This is a genomic window from Rhodococcus sp. ARC_M12, from assembly GCF_022810385.1.
Lineage (GTDB): Bacteria > Actinomycetota > Actinomycetes > Mycobacteriales > Mycobacteriaceae > Rhodococcoides > Rhodococcoides navarretei.
Window position 1 is genome coordinate 1 of sequence record NZ_JALGQI010000036.1, and the last position, 3818, is coordinate 3818.

2 protein-coding genes and 1 pseudogene are annotated in these 3818 nt (G+C 63.3%); all 3 read right to left on the bottom strand.

From position 1 onward, the window contains the following. Positions 1-449: 449 nt before the first annotated feature. A pseudogene (locus MTX35_RS25130) lies at positions 450-1645 on the bottom strand (IS110 family transposase). A 439-nt stretch (positions 1646-2084) separates the two neighbouring features. After that, positions 2085-3149 carry a BtrH N-terminal domain-containing protein gene (locus MTX35_RS25135; protein ID WP_027498261.1) on the bottom strand — a complete coding sequence of 355 codons (1065 nt, stop codon included), beginning with the start codon at positions 3147-3149 and terminating at the stop codon, positions 2085-2087. Between the two features lie 46 nt (positions 3150-3195). Beyond that, the coding region (locus MTX35_RS25140; RefSeq protein WP_243597462.1) for an SDR family NAD(P)-dependent oxidoreductase at positions 3196-3818 on the bottom strand (623 nt) is incomplete at its 5' end.

A 3818-nucleotide genomic window follows, 5' to 3' on the forward strand; every position in this document is an offset into this window, starting at 1 on the left:
GGGTGTGGTCTGGGCAGATTCGTGGCCACAGGCGGTCACATTCGTGGCCGCGAGTGGTCAGTTCTTATCGGCCGTCAGTGGGCATATTCATGGCCGCCTGTGGTCAGTTTTTCATGGCCGCCGACAAAGAACGAATGCGTCTACCGAACGATCTACTCCACCAAAAGCAAAGCACGACAAGACATCGTCAGATACATCGACGGCTTCTACAGTTCACAACACCGCCATTCGGCGCTCGGGTACCGAACCCCGAACGCTGTCCACTACAGTTACGGGCAGTCCGCAAACGCGGCTTCAGAATAGTCATCTCCAGTGTCGGAAATCCTCGCGGCAGATCAACCCCACGCACGGCATCCGACCGTGATCGTCGGCGAACGCGGGTACAACCGCTGCCGTTGGTACCGTTGGGGTGAACCTCACGCCTCAATAACGTGTCCCTATGGTTTCTGTCAAGCTGCGTGAGCTGCGGGCGGTTGGTACAGGGTCTTGTTCTTGAGCATGGCGTACAGGACGTCGCATCGGCGTCGAGCGAGGCAGATGAGCGCGGCGTTGTGTTTCCTGCCTTCGGCTCGCTTGCGGTCGTAGTAGGCGCGACTGGTGGGGTCGTGCAGCGCGGCGAAGGCCGAAAGGAACAACGCGCGTTTGAGTTTGCGGTTTCCTGATCACGCTAAATGCTCACCTCGGATCGAGGTGCCGGATCGGTGGGTCACGGGTGCGATGCCGGCGTAGGCGGCCAGGTGTCCTGCTGATTTGAATGCCGATCCGTCACCGACTTCGAGAAGGATGCGTGCGGCAGTCCTGACTCCGACGCCTGGCATCGAGATCAGGAGCGAGGAAAGAGGGTGGGCACCGAGCATCCTCTCGACGTCCGAGCCAACTGTGTTGCGTTGCTGCAGTGTCTCTTTGAGCGAGTCCGCCAGTTTGGGTAGAACAGTCTCGGCAGCCGCAGACCCGGGCACTACTACCGTCTGAGCCTCGAGTGCGGCGTAGATCTCCGCAACCAGTCTTGCCCCCATCCTGAGCGCGTTTTTGGCGGCGAAGCGGTCAGTTTCCGCTTACCAGCAGCGCGGATGCCGCCGGGGCTACCGCAGCGGGACAGGATCTCGAGCACTGCCGGGTGTGTCACACGCGGTCCGAGGACTCGTTCGAGCGCGGGGTGAATGCCGGTCAGCAGTCCGCGGATTCGGTTGCTGACGCGGGTTGCTTCACCGGCGAGATCGTCATCGAAACCGATCAGCACACCGAGCTCGGCGAGTGTGTCATCACCGGTATCGACTCGTCGCAGCGTGTGGGGCATGGTCCGGGCCGTGTCGGCGATGTGAACGCAGGCCCGCGCATCAGTTTTGGCTTGCCCTGGATACAGATCTGCGATGCGGCGCATCGACAGACCCGGTAGGGACGCGAACTGGTGCTCGCAGGATCGGGAGACGGTGACCGGCAGGGCGTCGCCGATCGTATTAGGCTGATCGACGACGATCAACAGCGGCCCGCGCGTGGCGAGGCGGTCGAACACTGTGCGCAGGCGGGCCTCGTCATTGGGTAGGGCTTTGCCGTACAGACGGGTTCCGTCGACGGCGAGACCGACGGCGTGATGTTCGGATTTTCCCACGTCGATGCCGCAAAACACGGCGTAGCTCGTGGCCATGAAGCAGTCCTTCGTCCGGTCACCGATCCGACGTCAACACCCGGCGACAGCCCCCCACCCCCCCCCGGATCATCGATGACAGGGGCGAGAAGTCATACCGGGTCTGGCTACCGTAGCCCTCGGTTTCAAGTATCAGCTAGAAGATAACGGGCCTGGCCCGATAGCGCACACGACGCGGCCGTCGAGCCGAAAACGGTGACCGCGAACATCGAAGGCTTCCGTCGGCGGCTGAATTGTTGTCGGCGCGGGGCAGAGATCAGGGTCTGTTGCCGAGCAACGACACGGCATCGATGCAGCGTCCACCGAGAGGCGTTCGACTGTTCCGTCCGGCAACTCTTCGGTCGTTCGGTGCCTCCGCACGCCTGCGGCGATCCGGCACGAGAGGCTGCAGCACAGTGCGATGCACCGTCTACCGCGCGCCGTCGAACGACGATGGGCATCATCTCGTGATGGCGGACAGCGAGCGTGAAGCAGACTCCAGGGACTCCACCAGGATCAGCTCGAGTGCAGGCAGTTCGGCAGCCGACACGGCCACCGCAGCTGCGCGTGTTCGCACATCGAGACCGCGTTGTGTTCCGGCGCGGGCAGTTTCGGTCCAGGCCTGGGCGCAGTGATCGGCGGCCACCGCGAGGTCTGCGGTAGCGGGATCCCCGGTCAGACGTGCAATCTCGGTACAGCCGTCGGCGAGAAGCCGACGAAAGAGCCCGCCTCCGGTTCCGGCCTTTTCGATGAAGATACCGAGACTGAACAGCAACGTCTCGAGGTCATCGGGCGGAAGGTCGACCCAGCTCTTGACGTCGGTTGCCAGCTGGTCGACCGCGGCCAATCCTTCGGCACCGGCCGCTGGTACGTGGTCGGCTATTCCCGGTGTCGATGGGGCGCGCATGCTGGCGGCGGATCGGGCAAAGGCCGCGGCCGCGGCAGTAGACACGGGCGGCAGTGTCTGCGGCCATGTGATTCGGTACGTGCAGTGACGTGTCGGTTGCGGGAACGAGGTGGAAGATCGCGCCCGAGCGAGCGCGTCGAGCGGGATCTCCTGCACATCGGCCCGATCGTTGTCGACGACCGAGGCAGTCCCCCCGATCTCGTCGTAGCCGATCACCACGATGTCGTGACGACTCATCTGCAGTTTCACCCGTAGGTAGGGCAGCTCAGCGATATCGGCCCAGACCAGACTGGGTCGTCCCGCATCGATGTCGTCGCGAACCCATGACCATCCCTCAGCGGGATCGTCGGTCGTGAGAACCTCGACTTGTCCGCCGAGCCTGCGCGGTAAGTCGATCTCGAAGTCGGCACCGCGGCCGACCAGGTACATCGGTGGGACCAGGTCGTCCGATCGCAGGTAGGACAAACCCAGATCACCACCCAGTGCGAACACCAACCCCTCGTCGGGTGGTCCGTCCCATCCCAGACCATGCCACTGGAGAAGGTCTCGCATTGCACCTGACCCGCAGTGCCCTCCCATCCGGTGGGGATAGTTCTCGATCAGAGTCGTGTGGGTCACTGTGGCTGCCTTTCGGGTGGATGGTCGAGCGCGCGTGTCGGCACGCTCAGCTGTTCCGGATTCTGTCGAGATACGTTCGGCGAGCAGCCATGTCGACGTCCGCGAGGAACACCGAATCTGTGTTCAGGGCCGCACCCAGTCCGGTCGCCAGACGCCGGGGGACGAATTTCACCGCCGCGACCATTGCGCCGGCGAGACGGGTGACGCGGACGAAGGGGCGTGGATTCTCGATCAGATCTGCTGTCGCGCGGGCGATCTCCTCCGGCTCGGCGTTGCGTAATCCCTTTGCGCCGGCGGTTCCGGCGACGAGTTCGGTGTTGGTGAACGTCGGGCGGACTGTGGACAGTCGAACCCCTGACTTGCGGTACTCCAGTCGTGCGGCCTCTGTGAATCCGATGACTGCGAACTTGGTAGCGCAGTAGGTCGCCAAACCAGGTACCGCGAGCTCGCCGGCCAATGACGCAGTGTTGATGATGTGTCCGGTGCGGCGCGGCAGCATGCGCTGAAGAGCCAGTTTGGTCCCGAAGATGACCCCCAGGACATTGATCTCGACTTGCCGCCGGGTTACTGCATCGTCCTCTTCGTGGGCGTGGCCGGTAGGCATGATGCCCGCGTTGTTGATCAGGATGTCGAGGGGTCCGAGTTCACGTTCGACCAGGTCCAGAAACG